This window comes from Paenibacillus roseus, from assembly GCF_016424485.1.
GTDB classification, from domain to species: Bacteria; Bacillota; Bacilli; order Paenibacillales; family Paenibacillaceae; genus Paenibacillus_D; species Paenibacillus_D roseus.
Map to the genome: position 1 here is coordinate 2,501 of NZ_JAELUP010000090.1, position 1,744 is coordinate 4,244.

Annotated in this window: 1 rRNA gene (only partly in view); it reads right to left on the reverse strand. The window is 66.6% G+C overall.

Annotated features, from left to right (window positions below):
* Positions 1-987: ribosomal RNA gene (locus JFN88_RS26340) — 23S ribosomal RNA — on the reverse strand; it reaches 2,204 nt to the left of the window's first position.
* Between the last annotated feature and the right edge of the window lie 757 nt (positions 988-1,744).

Below are 1,744 nucleotides of genomic sequence, written 5' to 3' on the forward strand. Positions count from 1 at the left end.
TCGGAGGGAACCAGCTACTAGATGGTTCGATGAGTCTTTCGCCCCTATACCCAAGTCTGAAAAGCGATTTGCACGTCAGCACATCTTCGAGCCTCCACCAGAGTTTCCTCTGGCTTCGCCCTGCTCAGGCATAGTTCACCATCTTTCGGGTCCCAGCGTGCATGCTGCTGCGCGCCGGGAGAGGCCGTGGCCATCCCCGGCGGCCGGTGCTGCGCCCCAAAAGAGGGGTTGGCACGACTTCGGTTTCCCTACGCTCGTGACGGGTTTGGCACCCTCTCACTCGCACGCACGTTAGACTCCTTGGTCCGTGTTTCAAGACGGGCCGATGAGGTCGTCTCGGCCAGCGGTCCGAAGAAGGGCAGGAGGCAAAAGCCCCGGCCAGAGGCCGCCCTCTCGATCCTCGGTCCGGACCCGCGGAGACCCGGGGGGACGCGCCCGCCCGGGGTTGTCCTGGGAGCCGAACCCACGCTGACCTCTCCACCGGCGTCGAACCACGGCATCGCCGAGGCATCGGCCGGGGAAGGAGCAACGAATCCCCATCGCTTCCCTCTCAACAAGTTCAGGCACTTTTTCACTCTCTTTTCAAAGTTCTTTTCATCTTTCCCTCACGGTACTTGTTCGCTATCGGTCTCCCGCCAGTATTTAGCCTTCGATGGGATTTACCACCGACTTAGAGCTGCATTCCCAAGCAACCCGACTCTGCGGAACGGGCTCGAGGAGCGAGCCGACCCGACGCCCACGGGGTTGTCACCCTCTGCGACGCCGCTTTCCAGCGGACTTGGCGACGGGGGCTCGCGGAGCCGCGCCCTCCAGACCACAATTCGGCCGCGCAAGGCGGCAGATTACCATGCTGGGCTCTTCCCGGTTCGCTCGCCGTTACTAGGGGAATCCTGGTTAGTTTCTCTTCCTCCGCTTATTGATATGCTTAAGTTCAGCGGGTAGCCTTGCCTGAGCTCAGGTCCTAAGGGTGAGAGCTGGGGCGCGCCCCCCGGGGAGGGAGCGCCCCGTTACGCGAGACGACGCCCGACGGTACGCCGTGAACGGCCGCGCCGAAGCGGGAGAGGGGGGATCCCGGGGGATCTCTCATCATCAAGCTCCGGCGCGTCGAGACCGCGGCGCGGGCGCGAGCGGGCCGCGAGCTCCGGAGAGCTCGGGTCCGAGCGCGCACGCGCCGTGGCCCGGCGCGGGGTCGATCGCACTGCCTTTCAGCCGACGACCCGCCCCCGCCCCCGCCCCGCTCCGGAGAGCTGGGCGGGGGAGGCGGCGGAGGGACGGCCAGGTCGCGCCTCGCTGGGTCCGGGCCGCGGGGGTCCGGGCGAGGGCAGGAGGAGAGGACGCTGAGGCAGACATGCCTTTGGCCGAAGCCTCGGGCGCAATGTGCGTTCAAAGATTCGATGATTCGCGGGTTCTGCAATTCACACTACGTATCGCATTTCGCTGCGTTCTTCATCGATGCGGGAGCCTAGACATCCGTTGTTGAGAGTTGTTCGAGTTTGTGTGTCGAGAGTTACCTCGACTCGAGTTCAGGTCGGTGCCGCGCCCCCCGAGGGAGGCGCGGCGGGTTTGGACGTTGGTCACGTCGCCTCGTTTGAGGGTCGGGAGAGTGGGGTCGGCGCGACGCCCCCTCCCCGCCCCTCCGCCTCTCTCCCCCGGAGGAGAGAGAGAGGGAGGGGCGCGGCGGGGCGCGTTGCCGGGGTTGTGGGGGGCCCCGGCCAGCCGGCGCGCGCGCCGGAGCGCGCGCGCG